10 protein-coding genes and 1 pseudogene are annotated in these 18,359 nt (G+C 64.8%); 6 read left to right on the top strand and 5 right to left on the bottom strand.

Annotation, left to right across the window (positions count from 1 at the left end; genetic code table 11):
* Positions 1-531 precede the first annotated feature (531 nt).
* A complete protein-coding gene (locus V5738_RS15430; RefSeq protein WP_423821703.1) occupies positions 532-1,581 on the top strand; it encodes a 3-deoxy-7-phosphoheptulonate synthase in 1,050 nt (349 codons plus the stop codon).
* Between the two features lie 39 nt (positions 1,582-1,620).
* Here V5738_RS15430 and V5738_RS15425 read toward each other — a convergent pair whose 3' ends face one another.
* Both V5738_RS15425 and V5738_RS15420 read right to left on the bottom strand, forming a co-directional pair.
* Positions 1,621-2,265, bottom strand: a complete 645-nt coding sequence (locus V5738_RS15425; RefSeq protein WP_423821702.1) for a hypothetical protein — start codon at positions 2,263-2,265, stop codon at positions 1,621-1,623.
* A gap of 63 nt (positions 2,266-2,328) precedes the next feature.
* Complete coding sequence (locus tag V5738_RS15420; protein ID WP_423821701.1) at positions 2,329-2,910, bottom strand: DUF2452 domain-containing protein; 582 nt, start codon at positions 2,908-2,910, stop codon at positions 2,329-2,331.
* Positions 2,911-3,777: 867 nt separating this feature from the next.
* Between V5738_RS15420 and sthA the strand changes: the two are divergent.
* Positions 3,778-5,166 (top strand): annotated as a pseudogene (gene sthA / locus V5738_RS15415) (Si-specific NAD(P)(+) transhydrogenase); the annotation flags it as partial.
* 155 nt (positions 5,167-5,321) lie between these two features.
* Here the strand turns inward: sthA and V5738_RS15410 are convergent.
* Positions 5,322-8,717, bottom strand: a complete 3,396-nt coding sequence (locus V5738_RS15410; protein WP_423821700.1) for a S41 family peptidase — start codon at positions 8,715-8,717, stop codon at positions 5,322-5,324.
* A 337-nt stretch (positions 8,718-9,054) separates the two neighbouring features.
* On the opposite strand from V5738_RS15410, the gene V5738_RS15405 reads away from it, so the two are divergent.
* Both V5738_RS15405 and V5738_RS15400 read left to right on the top strand, forming a co-directional pair.
* Positions 9,055-9,990, top strand: a complete 936-nt coding sequence (locus V5738_RS15405) for a ring-cleaving dioxygenase (protein WP_423821699.1) — start codon at positions 9,055-9,057, stop codon at positions 9,988-9,990.
* A gap of 165 nt (positions 9,991-10,155) precedes the next feature.
* Positions 10,156-13,029, top strand: coding sequence for a TonB-dependent receptor plug domain-containing protein (locus V5738_RS15400; protein ID WP_423821698.1), 2,874 nt, complete (start codon positions 10,156-10,158; stop codon positions 13,027-13,029).
* 240 nt (positions 13,030-13,269) lie between these two features.
* Here V5738_RS15400 and V5738_RS15395 read toward each other — a convergent pair whose 3' ends face one another.
* Together V5738_RS15395 and V5738_RS15390 are read right to left on the bottom strand one after the other, a co-directional pair.
* Positions 13,270-14,076 (bottom strand): hypothetical protein, encoded by an 807-nt coding sequence (locus V5738_RS15395; RefSeq protein WP_423821697.1) that lies wholly within the window; start codon positions 14,074-14,076, stop codon positions 13,270-13,272.
* Positions 14,077-14,142: 66 nt separating this feature from the next.
* The gene (locus V5738_RS15390) at positions 14,143-15,573 is read right to left on the bottom strand and encodes an MATE family efflux transporter (RefSeq protein WP_423821696.1); all 1,431 of its coding nucleotides are present in this window, start codon (positions 15,571-15,573) and stop codon (positions 14,143-14,145) included.
* 332 nt (positions 15,574-15,905) lie between these two features.
* Here V5738_RS15390 and nadB point away from each other — a divergent pair, with 332 nt between their 5' ends.
* Together nadB and nadC are read left to right on the top strand one after the other, a co-directional pair.
* A complete protein-coding gene (nadB, locus tag V5738_RS15385; RefSeq protein ID WP_423821695.1) occupies positions 15,906-17,474 on the top strand; it encodes an L-aspartate oxidase in 1,569 nt (522 codons plus the stop codon).
* Positions 17,471-18,325 (top strand): carboxylating nicotinate-nucleotide diphosphorylase, encoded by an 855-nt coding sequence (gene nadC, locus V5738_RS15380; protein WP_423821694.1) that lies wholly within the window; start codon positions 17,471-17,473, stop codon positions 18,323-18,325. The genes nadB and nadC overlap by 4 nt, the downstream gene beginning before the upstream one ends.
* Positions 18,326-18,359: the final 34 nt, after the last annotated feature.

The raw sequence follows: 18,359 nt of genomic DNA, 5'->3' as shown, positions 1-18,359 counted from the left end.
CCGCAGCCAACGATGCGAGCCGGGTTGCCGGCGGCGAGGCTTCGATATGGCCACGGGCCGGGCGGCCATGGGGTACCCGCCGGCGCACCAGGCAGGCTGTGATCGCCCGGCGTATATTCGGCGTCACGGCTATTGATTTTTTATAGCGCCGTGCCTACCGTAAGCGCGTAATGAATGCGCTCGCCACCAATCAATCGCTGCTCGCTGTCGCCGAAGCGTCGGTATGCGGCTGTGCGCGATCGCATTCGCCGTCGTTTTATGGGTATTGGTTTAGCCGCACTGGCGCCTGAACCGATACGGACAGGCGCCCGGATTCGGGAGCCTGGCCAAGCGTTGTAAAACCCCCGGCTGGTCTCCCCGCCGGGGTTTTTTTTTGCGCCGCGTACCGCGGCCACAACGCGAAGGACCAGACGATGTTCAACATGTTTTCGTTTTATCGGGACACGGCCTATCGGCATTTTGCCGTTCTTGCTGCCACACCAGCCACCGCCGACGACGCATTGTGCGTCGCGCTGCAACAAGGAGCCGATCATGTCCCGGCAACACGCCACTGCGCCTAATCTATCCGAAACCGATGCGGCACTCAGCCGCCCCCTGCCCACGCCGGCGGCGCTGGTCGACGAACTGCCTCTCGAACCGTTGCTGGCGGCCCGGGTTGCCCATCAGCGTGCTGCAATCCGCGATATTCTGGCCGGGCGCGACGATCGACTGCTGGTGATCGCCGGGCCGTGTTCTTTGCATGACAGCGCTGCTGCGCTTGACTACGGTCGCCATCTGGCCGCGCTTGCCGAGGAATTGGCCGATGACGCCTTGATCGTGATGCGTGCCTATGTCGAAAAGCCGCGCAGCACGGTCGGCTGGAAAGGGCTGTTGCACGACCCCGATCTGGATGGGCGCAACGATACGGCCAGCGGGCTGCGAGCTGCGCGCCAGCTGATGATCGATCTGGCCCGCTTGGGGCTGCCGATCGCCACCGAAGTGCTCACGCCGATGACTGCCGACTACCTGGGCGATGTGCTGTCCTGGGCCGCGATCGGCGCCCGGACGACCGAATCCCAGACCCATCGTGAGCGCATGAGCGGCCTGGATCTGCCGGTAGGCTTCAAAAACGGTACCGAAGGCGAGATCGGCACCGCGATCGATGCCATCGAGGCCGCGACCCAGCCGCAGCATTACTTCGGCAGCGATCGCCACGGCGCGCCAGCGGTTATCGCCACCCCCGGCAATCCGGATGCACATCTGATTCTGCGCGGCGGCCGCAGCGGCCCGAACTTCGATGCCACCCATGTCGCCCGGGCCGGCCAGGCACTGGAGGCGATCGGGCGTACATCACGGGTGATCGTAGACTGCAGCCATGCCAACAGCGGCAAGCAGGCTGATCGCCAGCCCGAGGTTCTGGCCGAGTTGGCAGCGCGTCGTCGGGCCGGCGAGTCGACGATCGCCGGGGTGATGATCGAAAGCCATCTCGAGGCTGGCAAGCAGCAGGCCGGCCCGGCGATGGCCTATGGGGTATCGATCACCGATGCATGCCTGGGCTGGTCGGCCACGGCCGCAGCGCTGCGCAGCGCCTGCGGTCGTTAGCCACCCAGTAGCCGGCGGATGGTTCCGGTCGGCGGCGTGCTAGCCGCCGGCCGTTACCGGGCAGGCACCGAGAAAACGTGCGACCGGCTCGTTATCGCGAGAAAACGGCAGGGTCACCGATTCGTGGCCCAGCGCTTTGTAGATCGTGATGCCCTGGCCGTCGCCGGCCGCACTGACGAACTGTGGGCCGGCTTTGGGCCCATTACCGTCGTTGCCCAGCTTGGCATCTGCGCTGAACGCGGTTGAGATCACGTTCGGGGCCTGTTCGGCACGAAAGGTACGGGTCACGCGAGACATGTCGCCGACCTGCAGGCCGATATCGATACCCTGCCCGGGGCGTCCCTCGATGGCCTGGGTATCGATCGCGGTCTCTTGTTCGTCGTCGGTGAAAGTCGAGATCGCCAGCTCGAGCACCGGTCCGTCGCGGCGGGCCTCGGGCGTAGCGCCGTTGTACTGGTCCCGACCACAGATCAGATGCAGCTCATAGATGTGATCGTTATTGCGTACGGCGGCCGCGATCACCGGCGTGGCGAGCTGGCCCTGGGGATCGTCGTATTGCTCTTCATGCCAATCGGTGGTGATCTGCAGAGCCAGAGCCGCCGGTGCCGCAAGACAAGATAGCGCCCCCAGGGCCAGGGCAGGCCAGATCGATCGGCCGGCGCGGCGAAATCGGAAGTCGGACATGGTGTTACCTGAAAGATGGAAAAGGCATGGACGCGATATAAGCAAGGGCCGTGCAAATCCCGCTCAGTCGTTGGGCTCGCGGCTCGTCCGGTCGGTCAGCAGGCCACGCGCCTCGTCATAGGATAACCCGCTAATGCCCGAGGCCGTCATCGAGCGGCCCAGCGAATGGGCCACACCAAAAGCCGAAGCCCGACGATAGAACGAGAGCCGGGCTTCGTAGACCGGCAGAATATCGTCCACGGTTTCGGCCTCGCCGAGCCGGCGTTCGAAGGCCGCCCGCTTGGCCGCCAGCCAGGCCATGAAATCTTCATCTTCGGCTACGGCATCGTCCAGCTCCAGGGTCCAAGTCAGATCGGATTGCAGTTCGCAGACGCCGACGAACCGGCCGCCGACATCGGCGCTCATCATCGACGGCGGCGTGATGCCCAACCAGAAGCGTTCCGGCTGTTCGTAGAGATAGTAGGGTTTGCCGGATACCGGCTTGAAGCGGAATTCCGACTCGAGCACGAACAACGAGGTGAACAGCTCGGCGGTAACCTGCTCGATATGCTTGGGCGCAACGCTGGCCAGTCCGCGGCGGGCTTCGTGCAAGGTAGCCAGCACCGGCGAGGCGCCCTTGCCGTCGGGGTTCGGATTCTTGCTCATCGTAGCGACAGATGCAGTCAAACGATGGGCTTAGCCTAGGGCGTATTAGGCTTTCGTGCGAGTCCGCGCCCAGGACTGTTGGGCTGCAAGCCGAGGCGCCGCGAGTGCGACGTCCGTGAGCGGTAACGCAGGATTGCGGCCTAACCCCCCTCGGCTCGAAGGTTGTGCCCAAATCGCGTCGGCCCGCCTGACGAGCCGTGATCGGGCAGGTCACGATAGAGCGGCTTGCGCCTCGCCCCTACGATTTGAAGCGGCAAGGTGGCGCTCGGACGACACCTCAACACGCCTTAAGAGGCGGCGGTTGTTTCATGTGCGTCCGGGGCTGGCGCCGTTGTACGGCCAGACCCGGTATGGCGAGCGGGCCGGATGCGTTCTACGTAAGGAAACGGCAACGCCGGATTGCCGTCGTGCCGTGAATCGTTGGGCGTCCGTGTTTTCCGATGGGGCCGCCCTACAGTGTTGTAAGGCAAGTGCGTGGCATGCCGACAGCCATCGACTCGCGCCTGGTCGGAGGCGATGGGTGGACGCTTTAAAGCGATATTCGCATAAAACGCCGCAGTACTTGGCGGCGTGGCGGTTGGGTGCGACGGGTTGCCGGTAGGCGCTACAGGAGGGCTGCTAGCAAGCAGATGACGACCGATCGCTTCTTCATGCGCCATGACTGCACGAGCCGATCGGTAGCGGTGGGCCGGCGGGCGCTCGTCGATCTGTCATTGGCGGGACCGGTCGCTGCGGCTGTCTGCGCGACGTCTCAAGGGCCGGGCTGGCCCTGCCGGGGCGCGAACCCGACAGATCGGCGCCGGCCGCGGCGACTCGGCACGCAACATGCGACAATTCCGATCTTTGCGTTGGCAAAGCGAGCGAGTGATGGCAGAAAAACGCTACGAAGTGGTGGTCATCGGGACCGGGCCCTCCGGCGAGAGCGCGGCCCTGAATGCCGCTAAGCATGGACGGTCGGTGGCCGTGGTCGAGCGGGTCGCCGATGTGGGCGGCAACTGTACCCATCGCGGCACGATCCCCTCCAAGGCCTTGCGCGAAGCGGTTAAGCAGCTGCTGTCGGTGCAGTCCTCACGCATGCTGTACGACCTGCGCACCCCGGAAGCACCGCTGTCCTGGCTGCTCGAACGCCTGCATCGGGTCGTCGGCCAGCAGGTACAGATGCGTTCCAGCTTCTATGCCCGTAACGGCATCGATGTGATCGGTGGCCATGCCTATTTCGAAGACGAGCATCGGCTATCGGTGGCCCATGCCCACGGTCAGCGCGACACCATCATTTTCGATCAGGCCATAATCGCGACCGGGTCGCGGCCCTATGAGCCGCCGGATGTGGATTTCACGCATCCGCGGATCTTCAATTCCGATACCATTCTCGACCCCGGTTTCACGCCGCGTTCGATGATCATCTATGGCGCTGGCGTGATCGGCAGCGAATATGCCTCGATCTTTTCTGGCATCGGGGTGCGGGTGCAGTTGATCAACAGCCGCGAGCGGCTGCTGGAATTTCTCGACGATGAGATCAGCGATGCCCTGTCCTACCACCTGCGTCTGACCTATGGCGTACTGATCCGACACAACGAAGAATACGACCGGATCATCGCCGACGACGATGGCGTGACCCTGGTGCTCAAATCCGGCAAGAAGGTGCGCGCGGATGCCCTGTTGTGGGCCAACGGCCGTACCGGCAATACCGACAACATGGGGTTGGAAGCGCTCGGCATTAAGCCCAACCAGCGGGGCCAGATCGCGGTCGACGAGCGCTATCGCACCCAGATCGGCCATATTCATGCCGTGGGCGATGCGATCGGCATCCCCAGTTTGGCCAGTGCAGCCTACGGTCAGGGCCGGGCGGCCAGCGCGGATGCTATCGATACCCCCGGTTTTCGCTATGTCGACGATGTGCCGACCGGGATCTATACCATTCCCGAAATCAGCTCGCTCGGCCCGACCGAGCGCGAACTGACTGAGGCCCGCCGGCCCTACGAAGTCGGCCAGGCCCTATTTCAGGAAACCGCCCGAGCCCAGATTACTGGCGATACGGTGGGCATGCTCAAGCTGTTGTTCGACCCGATCAGCCACGAAATTCTCGGCATCCACTGCTTCGGCGACCAGGCCTCCGAGATCGTGCATATCGGCCAGGCGATCATGAGCCAGGAAGGCGTTGGCAACACGATCGACTACTTCGTGAACACCACCTTCAACTATCCGACCATGGCCGAGGCCTATCGCACCGCGGCGCTCGACGGTCTGAACCGGATCGACGGCGTATTCAACCGCCCGGCCGCCGAACTCGCCGATCCGACGCCGCATGAGCAGCCGCGCGACGAAGTCGCCGAAGAAGACGACATGCAAGCCTCGCATTCGGCCGGCGGCGGCTAAGGCCGCCGGCCCTGTCAGTCTCCTGGTGCCCGGTTCTAGTCGCGGACCGGATGATCGAGCGGTTGCACCGGCCGAGCCATGGGCTGGTCGGCGTCCAGCGCTGGAATCTTCTGGGCTTTGAGCGGCTTGACCGGGGCTTTTTTCAGCGCGGTCTGTAGATAGTCGAGCGCGCGCGTCAGCTGGGCGTCTTGGCCTTTAAAGCTGGCATGCGGCGTGTTGACCACTTGGATATCGGGGCTGATGCCGCGCCCTTCGACCAGCCAGCGGCCGTCGATTCCGAACTGCGGGAACTCGGCGATTCGGGCATGGCCGCCGTCGGCCAGGGTATGGCTGTCGGATAGCCACACGCCGGCCCCGGCGGTGCGCGTTCCGATCAGCGGTGCGATGCCGAGTGCCTTGATGCCGGCCGAAAACGTCTCGCCGTCGGAATAGGTCAGGGCATCGGTGAGCACCACGATATGCGCCCGGGTAGCCTGCTGCATATTGCGTTGGGCATCGGCACCGGGGGATTTCCAGAACATCCACGGTCGGCGCATGAGCTGGTCCAAAACCCAGCTATCGATATTGCCGCCGCGGTTGCGGCGGACGTCGATGATCAGCCCTTGTTTGCGGTACTGGGCCTTGAAATCGCGTACGAACTGGGCGATGTCGTCGCCGACCATGGCATATAGATGCAGGTAGCCGATGCGGCCGTGGCTGGCCTTGGCCACTTTCTCGCGATTGCCGATCGCCCAGTCGCGATAGCGCAGATGCGCATCCTGCTTCAGTCCGACCGGCTCGACGACGGTCTTGTGGGTGTGGCCATCGCGCTGGATCGTGAGCAGTACCTGATGGTCGACTTCGTTGCGCAGGCCGCGATACAGGCCGGCCAGCCGCTCGATGCGCTGGCCGTTGACGGCCACGATCACATCGCCCGACCGGGCATCTACGCCGGGCTTGGCTAGCGGCCCCGCCTGACTTGGCAGGTCGCGATCGCTGCGATAGATATGGCCGATCCGGATGCCGTGCTTGGTCTGTTCTAGATCGGCGCCCAGCGATGCGCCTTTGACTGACGGTTCGGCCTGTTCGACGTCGCCGCCACGGACTTGGGAATGCATGGCCGAGAGCTGGTCCTTCATCTGGGCCAGTACGTCGTTGAGATCGCGGCGATCGGCTACGCGATTGACGAGGGCACCATAGCGTTTTTTGACCGCCGGCCAGTCGGCGCCGCGCATGTTCGGGTCGAAGAATGCGGCCTTGTGCAACAGCCAGGCATCGTTGAACAGCTCGCGCCATTCGGCGGCCGGCTGGATCTCGAAGCCCCAGTCGCCGCTGCGGACCTGGTGGCCCGACAGATCGTCATCCAGCGTGGCCGAAGCATCGACGATCAGCAGATCGTGGCCGTCGCGACCGCGCTGCAGCAGCAGCCGTTGGCCGTGGGCGCCGAGCTCGAAGCCGGCGACGTTGTCGGCATAGGTCTTGGCCTTGGGATCGATGCGCTGGATCGCGATCGACAGCAGCTGCGTATCGGCCTGGCCCTTGTGCAGCTGTGCCGGTTTGGGCGGAGTGGCCGCGAGGACATACAGCCGCTTGGCGGTTATGCCGAGATCGCGATAGTCGCCGGCGGCGATCGGCACTGGCCAGAGCCGGTCGGCCAGTCGCGGCCAGCTCACGCGCGGCGGTGGCTCGGTCTGGTCGCTGTTCGACGGCTTAGACGGATCGTCATCCGACGATGATGGATCGGCGCCATCGTGTTCGAGCGGGTTCAGTTCGGTTGGCGGGGCGAAGCCGAAATCGGCTTGTTGGGTGAGTGCCAGGGCATAGATCTGGCTGCGATCCTGGAACGCTGGCCCCAGATTGCGATCGCCCCAGGGCGAGCCCGGGGTAGGGGCGAAGTCGCGATCGGAGAGAAAATACAGCCAACGGCCGTCGGCCGAAAATGCCGGTGCGAAGCTGCGATAGCGATCGCTGGTCACGGTTTGGTGGCGTTGTTCGCGAATGCCGTAGAGATCGATGCGTTCGCGGGCATCGCCGCGGCGCCGCCAGGCGACAGCCAGATATTGGCCGTTGGGCGACCAGCGGATGAAATCCGCGGCCGTGCCGCCGGTGCCCTGCGACAGGATCTTGTGATTGTCGCCGGATTTCAGATCGAGCAGCCAGATGTTGCCGTGATCGTCGTCATGCGCCAAGTAGCGCCCATCTGGCGACGGGTGCAGGCTCCAGCGTATGCCTCGACCGTTGTGGGTCAGGGCTTGGCCGTGACCGCTGCCGTCGGCAGCAAAACGCCAGATTTCTTGCCCGCCGGTGGCATCGCTGATGGCATACAGCCAGCGGCCTTTGGGGCCGGTGACCGCAGCCCGTAGGCGGGGCGTCCGAGCCGGGCTGATGCCGACAATGCGCGCCGCATTGGTGCCAATGGTCGCGACGTGGCCGCGCGCGGTCAGGACCGCGCGTCGACCGTCGCCGGATAGATGCACCGTATCGAGATCGCTCATTGGATCGTCGATCCAACGCCGTTGGCGATGTCGGAAATCCGAAGGTAGCGCTAGATCGAGCTCATGGGTCTGACCGCTGGCCAGATCCAGCCAATCGATGTCAGCGCCAAGCTGATAGACGATGCGGCCCTGATCGAGCATCGGCGAGCGCGGCGTAAAATTCCGGTAGTGGGTCAGCTGGCGGCGATCGCTGCCATCGAACTGGGTCGACCAGATATTCGGATGGCCGTTGGCATCGGAGACGAAATACACCCGTTGTTGCCAAACCATCGGCGCGCTGACCGAGCCTTCGGTTGGCAGGCGCTGGGCCTCATGATCGCCGTTCATAGCATAGCGCCAGAGCTGGCCCATCGCGCCGCCGCGATAGATACGGGCGTTGTCGCCGGTCAAGCCCAGGCCGAAGCGGGTGAACAACAGGGTTTGTCCGTCATCGGTCAAGGCCCCGGCCAGCGCGTCCTGTAGTGGAATCGGCCGTGACTGGCCGGTCTTCGGATCGACGGTGCGCAGCTGCCATTGGCTGGACGGCCCGACGCTGCCGGTGGTGGCATATAGCAGCCGTCCGTTGGCCAGCCAGCCGCGTAGGCGCAGCTTGGCCTGTTCGAAGGTCACGCGTTTGGGTAGGCCGCCGGCGGCCGGCATGACATAGACCTCGCTGGGCCCATCGCGATCGGAGACGAAGGCCACTTGCTTGCCGTCCGGCGAGATGAACGGACTGGTTTCGGCACCGGGCGTGCTGGTCAGCCGGTGCGGGGTCGGATGCTTGATACGACTCAGCCAAATATCGCCCTCGGCGACGAATGCGAGTTGATTGCCCGACAGGCTCGGGTCGCGATAATAGCCTTGATTGCCCGCGGGCGCCTGGCTAGCGTCGGGGCTGTGGTCCGCGGCGAAAACTGGCGTAGTCGCCAGCCCCATCAGACCGAGTGCTAACCCGATGCGTGTTCCGACTCGAACCATGCTGAAATCCCCCGTTTGGCCAGTGCGGCAAAGTCCCGCTCGCCAAAAGCAAAAAGCGTGCGAGGTTGTGTGCCATCGAAGCCGCAAGCCATGATCGGCCAGCCGCGGCCGGATTATAACCAGACCGCTGTTGCCCATGCCTTCGCGCTCGTACCGTTAAAGCCCGTACGGCACGGCGCCAGTCCCCATGGCGGGGCACGAGCAGCGAGCAATGCAGCAGCGCGACGTGCTGCCGAGTCCTTGGCGCTGATGGGGTAGAAAACTCGCCCCGCTTAGGCTGCCGCTTGGCGGGGCTTGAGGCGTATGCTGGGCCCATCATCATCGCCGAGTGCTTACTATGTCCGATGCAAGCCCGGGCCTGCACCATGTCACCGCGATCTGCGGCCACCCGCGTGCGAATCGCGATTTCTATGTCGATACGCTGGGCCTACGGTTGGTCAAGAAAACCGTTAATTTCGACGATCCCGGCACCTATCATCTGTACTACGGCGATCAGTACGGCACACCCGGCAGTGCGCTGACTTTTTTTCCGTTCGTACAGGCCGCAGCAGGGCGCCCCGGCCGCGGTGAGCCGGCCGATCTGGTCTGGGCAGTCGCGCCGGGCAGTCTCGATTACTGGGCCGAGCGGCTGGGTAACGACGCCGGTGTTGCGATCGAGCGCGGCGCTCGTTTCGGCACGCCGCGGCTGTCGTTTTCCGACCCACACGGACTGTCGCTGGCCCTGGTCGAAACCGACTGGGCAGCCGCGATCAATGGTTCGGCTGGCGGTGATGTGCCGGCCCAACATGCGCTGCGCAATTTTTTCGGTACCACGATCCGGGTCGCGGATCCGGCACCGACGGTACGGGTGCTGCGCGAAGTCTTCGGCTTTGAAGACGTGGCCGAGGAAGGACCGAGTCGACGTTTGCAGGCCGAGGGTGGGGCCGGGGTCGGCGCCGTGGTCGATGTGCTGGGCGCGCCTGAAGCGCCAGTACATCGTCAGGGCGCCGGCTCGATTCATCACGTCGCTTTTCGGGCCCGCGATGTCGAACACCAAACGGTACTGCGCGAACGCGCCCAGAGCCTGGGGCTATCGCCGACGCCGGTGATCGATCGCCAGTATTTCGAATCGGTGTATTTTCGCGAGCCCGGCGGGGCCTTGTTCGAGATCGCCACCGATGGCCCGGGTTTCACCGTGGACGAGCCGGTCGAAACCCTGGGGGGCCAGCTCAAGCTGCCGCCCCAGTACGAAGCCCAGCGACCGGCGATCGAGGCTCAGCTACCGCTCATCTAGAGACAATTCCCCCGACGGCAGCTTTGGTGCGGCTGTTGCGTGGTTCATGCAGACATCGCTCGCTTGGGTGCGATGTCGACGTGCTGCTTGTTAGCGGCTTGAATCAGCCGGTAGCACACAGGTTACGGCTCGCCCTGGCCTGAATACCGGCCATTGGGGGAAAACATGGGGATTTTTGCGACCACGGCCGGTGGGCGCTGGCCTGCGCCGATCGGCACGACCATCGTTAGATATCGGAACACACGCGCTACCGCTGCGGCACCAGCCTATGTCGCCGCCGGGCTGATGTTGTGTTCTACAGCAGCCCTGGCGGCACAGACGGCAAACGACCCGCCCGCTGCGCCGGCAGCAGCCGTGAATGCCCGCACCGACGATGCATCGCCCGCCGCGCCAGCCGCTGCTGCGGCGCCTGCGCCGGCCTCGAGCTCGGCAGCTGCGGCTGAAGCGACAGCGGCTGCCGCCCCGGTCGATGCCAGTGCCGCGCCCGCGACCCAGCTCGGGGATATCGCGGTTACCGGCACCGCCATTGCACGCACCGATGCCGCGACCGCGCTACCGGTCACGACTCTGGATGCCGACGCGTTGCAAGAGCAGGGCATCACCTCGACCGCCCAACTGCTGCAGGAGCTGACCGACAACAGCACCAGCAACGGAATCGGCGCCAGTACCGGCAATACGCCGGCGGCCAGCCAGGGGGGCGCGGCCTATGCCAATCTGCGTGGTTTGGGCCCGAGCAAAACGCTGGTCTTGTTGAATGGTCGCCGGCTTGGCAACAATGCCTTTAACGGCGGCGCGGTCGATTTGAATACGATCCCGTTCGCGGCCATCGATCGTGTAGAAATTCTGCGCGATGGGGCCTCGGCTATCTATGGCACAGATGCCATCGGTGGCGTGATTAATTTCATTACCAAGAAAGATCTCGATGGCGGCAGCCTGCATGCCCAGTATCAGCTGCCGACTCGCGACGGCGGTGGCAACAGCTCTGATCTGAGTGCCAGCTTTGGCAAGGGCAACCTAAAAAAAGACGGCTGGAATGTGATGGCCGTGCTCAGCCATCAAGAACAGGACGCGATTTCGACCAACGACCGGGGTTTCGTCAAGCCGCTCGACGATCGCATCAACTTCGTGTCGTCGTTTCCTTATCCGGCCAACTACTATCAAGGGGCCCGAGTAGGTAATCCGGCGGCGGCCGATGGCTGTAGCGGCCCGGGACTGGTGCCGGGGGATGGCTCCAGCTACTGCTATTTCAATTTCACGCCCTATGGCACCCAGGTGCAGCAAAAAACCAAGAAGAGTTCTTTTTTCGGCCGTGGCGCCTGGCAGATCACGCCGAATCATCAAGTCTCGTTGTCTTATCTGTGGTCGCATACCAACAGCCGCGCCCAGGCGGCCCCCGCGCCGTCGTCCAACTATCCCGAAATCCAGCCGGGTACGCGGTTCTATCCGGGCAACGGGGTGGTGCCCGACAACGTCGGGCTGGATGCCAGCCAGCCGGTGAGCGTGCGCTATCGGGCGGTGCCGCTCGGGCCGCGTATTACACTGAATAAAAACGACTACATGCGCGCGGTGATGGATTTCCGCGGCCATTTCGGCGGCTTCCACTACGACAGCGCGCTATCGTTCAACCAGTCCCAGACCGATGTCGATCTGGACGGCGGCAATACCGATAACGACGCCCTCGAGCGGGCCTTCAACGCAGGCCTGTTGAACCCGTTTTCGACCGACCCGCTCTCGGACCAGGCCCGGGCGGCGCTCAACGATGCGGAAACCGTCGGGCGGGTCGAAACCGATAAGGGCCAGGTCTATACCTGGGATGGCAAACTCAGCCATCAACTGGGCGACTGGTTCGGGGCTGGGGCCTCGGCATTAGCGCTGGGTGCCCAGTATCGTCATGAGACGCTCAAGCTCAACGTCGATGGCGATATCGCCCGGGCGGCGCCGGCCCAGGAGTATTCCGAAGCGCGTGTCGATGCCTCGCGTAACGTCGAAGGCGTGTATGGCGAGCTCAACGTGCCGATTCTGAAGAATCTAGAACTCGATGCGGCGGCCCGCTACGACAACTACGAAGACGTGGGCGATACCGTCAATCCCAAGGTGTCGCTACGCTACCAGCCCTGGCATGCGCTGGTACTGCGGGCGTCCTATAGCGAGGGCTTCCATGCCCCAACACTGTACGACCTGTATCGGCCGCAGGTGATCGGGGCGACGCCGACCCAGCTCGATGATCCGGTGCTCTGCCCGGGCGGCAATCCGGCAGCTGGCGGCGTACGCGGGCGTGATTGCAGCCAGCAGTTCGACCAGCAGAGCGGGGGCAACCCGGATCTTGCGCCGGAAAAATCCAAGAGCTGGAGCGCAGGGTTCGTGCTGCAGCCGGTGAAGTACGTGTCGTTGAGCGTCGATTTCTGGGCCGTGGAGCTGACCCAGCAGATCTCTCAGGCCTCACCGACCTATATCTTCAACCACTACGATGCGTACGCCGATCGTTTCGTGCGCAACGATGATGGTGCCATCGACTATTACCAGAACGTCCAGGCCAATCTCGGCAAGACCGAAACCAACGGCGAAGACGTACAGCTGCATTTCGGCCTGCCCACCGATACCGGAACCTACACGCTCGATATCAAAGGCACCTACATCAACAAATACGATTCACAACAGGCGCCGGGCGCGGACTACATCGACAATGTCGACAACTATGCCAACGGGGTGATCTTTCGCTGGAAGCACAAGGTCACCCTCGGCTGGCACAAGGGGGCCTGGGCCGCCAGCGTGATTAATCATTTCCAGACCGGCTATCATGACTACCAGCCGAGCCCGGATACGGTCGTGCACCGCCACGTCAACGCCTATGTCACTTGGGATGCGCTGGGCTCCTATCGTTTCGAGGACGGCATCCGACTGACCGTGGGATCGAAAAATATTCTCGATCGCGATCCGCCGTTCTCGATCCAGACCGAGGTCGGCAACGCCGGCTACGACTCGCGCTATGCCGGTGCCGTCGGGCGCACGGTTTATGCGCGTCTGGATTATGCGTTCTGACCCGAGCGTGTTGAGGTGTCCTGCGAGTCCGCACCATAGGCTGTCGGGCGACAAGCCGAGGCGTCGCGACGTGAGTCAGCGGCAACGTTGGACTGCGGGCCAGCGCCCGCTGTTACGAAGGGTTGTGCCCCAAATCGCGTTGGGCCCTGTTAAGCGCGGTGATTGCAGCAGGCCCAGAACCGGCGGCCCGCGCCGGGCCAGCCACGATTTGGGGCGGCAACGCGAAACCCGGGCGAAGCCTCAATACGACCTAGGGGCCGCCGTCGGCTGCAGAGACGGCGGCAGCAGCCCGGTGGCGCAGTAGCGATAAAGCTTCGTCGGCCGGGTCTGGGAGCGCACGGCCAAGTGATGACGATCCGGTACGCTGACGGTCTCGTTGGCGCCTTGTAGGGTGTTGTCCGCAGCACAGCTGTCGTGCAGATGAAACATCACACCTTGCTGGCCGACCACGGCGGCTTGGCAGGCATTCTGGCCCGGGCGGGACAGCGCCTGGCCGTCGAAATACAGGGTATCGGACGGGCTGGCAGCGTTGCAGTCGGTTTTGACCGCGACGAATGCGCCATGGGCCAGGGGTAGGGCATCGGCAGTGTTGCCGTGTCGGCAATAGCCCTGGCGTCCTGGTACCACGATCAGACAATCGCTCTGCGCGGTCAGCGCCGAGCTGTCGGTTTCTGCGCCGCGACCGGAACGGATGGCCAGGGTTTGGCCGCCGCGTTCGAAGATCAGCCGGTCGTCGACCGTGGTGGCGTGGTAGTGGCTGGTGATGCCGGCCGCGCTGCGGATGGTGAGTGTGTAACCTGGGCTGTCGGTCGCTGGCATGATCTGCAACGCAGCGGCCCCTGGCCCGTGCCAGCGCCCGACCCAGTCGCGGGGATGGGCGGCTGCGGCAGCGGTCTGAGCCGAGGGCGCGCCAGGGCTGACACCGACCGTATTGGGGGGCGCCGAGGTACAGCCAGCAAGCCCAATAGCCAAGGCAAGACTGGCCAGAGCGGCGGTCAACGGGCGTAGCGACAGAGACAGCAGATCGAGCGGTGAACCAGCGGACATGGGCAGATCAAACACGCGGAATGCGCCTAATCTACCAGCGCACAGGCGCCGCTGTACGCTCGTCGCTCAGGCGCCGATCGAGTTCGGCCGCCCGGGCCGGGTCGTCCAGCGCAGGCGCGCGCCCAGCAGTACGGCGGCCACACTCAGGCCGGCAATCAAGCCGATCCAGTAGCCATAAACCCCCAGCCCGGCGAATACGCCGGCCCAGCCTTCGCCCAGCCAGTAGCCGCTGCCCAGACCCACCACCCAGTAGGCGAATACGGTCACCGCCATGATGATGCGGGTGTCCTTATAGCCACGCAGGGCGCCAGCGATCGAGACCTGGGCGGCATCCGAGAACTGGTAGATCGCGGCCACCAGCAGTAATTGCACGGCGAGCTGCTGGACCGCCGGGGCGCCGGTGTAGATTTCAACGGCATAGGGCCCGCCGAAGATCAGGATCAGATCGATCAGGACCGCCACGCCCAGCGCGCAGGCTACGCCATTCCAGGCTACGAACCGGGCATGGCGGTACTTGCCGCGACCGCGGGCCTGGCCAATGCGCACGGTCAGTGCCATGCCCAGCGACAGCGGCAGCATGAACAATACCGAGCCGAAATTGAGAGCGACGGTATGTGCCGAGATGACGACTTCGCCGTAGCCGGCCAGAAACAACGCGATGGCAGTGAATAGCGACACCTCGGCAAATACCGATACGCCGATCGGCACGCCGATGCGCAGTTGTTCGCGGATCAGCCCCGGCGACGGCAACGACCAGGCAGACCCGGTGCGTGCGTCAGCATAGACCCGGGCCCGGCGTGTATAGACGAACAGCGCGGCGGCCATCAGCCCCATCGAGATCGCCGTGGCCAGGCCACAGCCGAGCGCGCCCAGGGCCGGCAGCGCAGCCAGTGTCGGCGGCAGGCCAGGGCCGAACAGTGCCGTGAGCCCTGGTCCGCCGAACATCAGCAGGCCGTCGGCGACGGTATTCACGGCCAACCCGAACAGCGCAAAGATCAACGATGCCCGGGTATGGCCGAGCCCGTCGGAATAAAACCGCAGGGTCTCGTAGATCGCGATTGCCGGTAGGCCGAGAGCGACAGCATTCAGATAGATCGTGGCCTGGGCCGCGATCGCCTCGGGAACGGCCATCAGTTGAAAGATCGCAGGCCCAGCCGCCACGATCGCCAGCGCGCTGAGTACGCCGAGCACCAGTGCGACCCACAACGCCTGATGGACCGCCGGGCGAATCCGATCGAAGGCGCGGGCGCCGACGTGCTGAGCCACGATCGGGGTCAGCCCCATCAGCGTACCGATCATGAACACGACCAGCGGTAGCCAGACGCTCGAGCCGACTGACACGGCTGCCAGCGTGGTCGCATCGACATGGCCGGCCATGGCTATGTCGACCGTGCCCATGCCGATCTGGGCGAGCTGGGCGCCGAGAATCGGCAGCGCCAGCCGGCCGAGGCGGGCAGCTTCGATACGAGACAGGCGGGCACGGCGGGACAGCGACATGGGCAAACGATGATCGAGCAGCAACTCGTCGCCGACGGCGACGGCCCGACAGTCTGCGCGATCCCGTCGACGGCGTCGATGCAGTCTGCGATCCGGACAAGTACTGAACATTGCGTGCGCAATGAGGTATGTTGTCGGTTTAAGCGTTTGTCTTTCTGCGGCCATTGGGTCGCGCACAACGCGGCAGGCAACCGGACACGGCTCGGGCCAGGGTTCGGCATTGGCGATATCGACTTCGATCGGTCGCCCGCATGGCCACCGCGGACCAGCAACCGCGGCATTCATGTGTCATCACAAGGGACGGGCCCTTATCGGGCTCGGAGACAGCGAGCGTGGAACGGGACAGCCTCGATAGCGATTTTCTGGTACTCGGCAGCGGTGCCGCTGGACTGTATGCGGCCTGGCAGGCTGCCGCCCACGGCCGCGTGGTGCTGGTGACCGACGGCGCATTGGCCTCGGGCAGCAGCTACTGGGCTCAAGGCGGCATTGCCGCGGTCACGACCGACGACGATACGTTCGCTGCGCATATCGACGACACCCTGACGGCCGGCCGTGGGCTATGCGATCGCGAGGCCGTCGAGGTGCTGGTTCGCGAAGGCGCGGCTGCGGTCGAAACCTTGATCACAGCCGGCATGCCGTTCGATCGCGATGCGAACGGCGCTCTGCGGCGCGGGCTCGAAGGCGGCCATGGCCATGCCCGGATTCTGCACGCGCTCGGCGTACAGACGGGCAAGGCGCTGGTCGATTTTCTGATCGCCCAGATCGCGGCCTGCGACGCGGTGACCGTGGTCGAGCATGGCCATGCCCATGAACTGCGGCTCGACACCGACGGCGGCTGCATCGGGGCCACGGTCTATCGCCGCGACCGCGGCGAGAATCAGACCATTCGGGCAGGAGCGACCCTGTTGGCCACCGGCGGCTATTCGGGCTTGTTCGAGCGCACCACCAATCCGCCGGGGGCGGCAGGATCCGGTCTCGGTCTGGCCGAAGCCGCCGGGGCACGCCTGGCCGACCTGGAATTCGTGCAGTTCCATCCCACTGCCTTCTACGATCGGCGGGGCGGCACTTTCCTGATCAGCGAGGCCCTGCGTGGGGCCGGCGCGACATTGGTCAACGCGGCCGGGGAACGTTTCCTGGCCAATGCGCCGGGCGCCGAGCTGGCCCCGCGCGATGCCGTTGCCAGCGCTATCGTTGCCGAGATCGCCGGCCAGGACGCGCCCTGGGTCGGGCTGGATCTGCGTCATCTGGACCCGGATCGGCTGCGGGTCGAGTTCGGTTTCATCATGGATGCGATCGCAGCCCGCGGCATCGACGCCCGGCGCGAACCAGTGCCGGTCGCCCCGGCTGCGCATTATTGTGTCGGCGGTGTGGCGACCGATATTCACGGTGCGACGAACGTGCCTGGCCTGTATGCCGCTGGCGAGGCCGCGGCGACCGGCGTACATGGCGCCAACCGGTTGGCCAGCAACTCGCTGTTGGAATGTCTGGTGTTTGCGGCTCGTGCCGTGGCCCATGCGCGAGCCGTACAGCGTTGTCCCGGGACGCCGGTCGGACCGGCGTCGGCATTGCGCGTGGATGCCACGCGAGCGTCGACGTTGGCGGCCCGACGGCGCCGGCTGGGCGCGCTGATGACCCGACAGGTCGGCATCGAACGCGATCGGGCCGGCCTTGAGGCCGCACTGGCGACTATCGAGTCGACGCCGCCGGCCTGGCGCCCGTCCGGCGAGCATGAATACTTCGCGCTCTGCGACCGGCATATCCACCGGCTGGCCGGCCGGATCGCGGCGGCGGCGCTGGCGCGCGGGCAGAGCATCGGCGTGCACCAACGCCGCGATGTGCTGACCGATCACGACGCCGCTGGTCGCCATGACCGGCCGGCGCGAACTTCTGTACTGCCATGAGCGAACCCGTCATGATTCTGGATCAGGCCGATACACTGGCCCGTATCGATCGCTGGTTGCTAGAAGACGTCCAGACCGGCGACGTCACCACCGAGGCGATCCTGGCCGCGGATGCGCGGGTGGCGGCGCGCTGGGTGGCCAAATCGGACGGCGTGGTCGCCGGGCTGGCCGAGGCCCGCGCAGTGTTCGCCCGTCTGGACCCGGCGCTTGACTGGCAGCCCGAAGTCTCGGACGGCGACACCGTGGTGGCTGGCGACGAACTGGTGCTGTTCGAAGGCGCCGGGCAGGCGGTCCTGACCGGCGAACGGACCGCGTTGAACATCGCCCAGCGCATGTCGGGCATTGCTACCGCAACCCGGGCTTATGTCGAAGCGATCGCAGACCATCCGGCGCGTATTCTGGATACCCGTAAGACCGCGCCGGGCCTGCGCGATCTGGATAAAAAAGCGGTAGCGACCGGCGGCGGCGTGAATCATCGCGCTGGTCTATATGATCTGGCCATGATCAAGGACAACCACATCGTGGCGGCCGGTGGCATCGCCGCTGCGGTGGCGGCGGTGCGGGCACATGCGCCCTATGTTGGCATCGAGGTGGAAACCACCAACCTCGAAGAAGTCGATGAAGCGCTGGCCGCCGGTGTCGATATGATCATGCTCGACAACATGGCGCCCGAGACCATGCGCGCGGCCGTGGCGCAGGTGGCCGGGCGCGCCAAGCTCGAGGCGTCGGGCAACGTCGGCTTTGCGAATATCGCCGAGATCGCCGCAACCGGCGTGGATTTCATTTCCATCGGGGCGCTCACCCATTCGGTGATCGCTTTCGATATCAGTCAGCGCATCGATCGAATCTGATGCAGCCGGCCGCGACCGGCCGAGGGGATAACGA

The sequence above is a fragment of the Salinisphaera sp. SPP-AMP-43 genome, from assembly GCF_049568105.1.
GTDB lineage: Bacteria > Pseudomonadota > Gammaproteobacteria > Nevskiales > Salinisphaeraceae > Salinisphaera.
This window is presented reverse-complemented; position numbering and strand designations above follow the sequence as displayed.